Genomic DNA, 411 nt, shown 5'->3' on the forward strand with positions numbered 1-411 from the left:
CATCACTGCAGAAGCCGAGATCGGCAAGATCTACGTCGGCAAGGTTGAGCGCATCGTCGACTTCGGCGCATTCGTAAACATCCTGCCGGGCAAGGACGGTCTGGTGCACATCTCGATGCTGAGCGACGCTCGCGTAGAGAAAGTCACCGACATTCTGAAAGAAGGTCAGGAAGTGGAAGTGCTGGTGCTGGACGTGGACAACCGCGGCCGTATCAAGCTGTCCATCAAAGACGTGGCAGCTGCCAAAGCTTCGGGCGTTTAATCACCCCAACGCTTTAGCGCAATGAAGATGCCCCCGCCGTGCAAACGGCGGGGGTATTTTTTTATCTGAAATAAAGAAATTGTAGTTCTCAAAAGAAAACCATCAGACAACCCACAAATTTGCCGCAGCTCGAGACCGGTGCTAGGTTT

At 53.0% G+C, this 411-nt stretch carries 1 protein-coding gene; it reads left to right on the top strand.

Translation table 11 applies throughout. The features are described 5' to 3' along the window. Positions 1 to 262: S1 RNA-binding domain-containing protein (locus AC0T7J_RS25440; protein ID WP_473798584.1), on the top strand; the 262-nt coding region annotated here is incomplete at its 5' end. Between the last annotated feature and the right edge of the window lie 149 nt (positions 263 to 411).

This window comes from Pantoea sp. E956-1 (assembly GCF_982223955.1).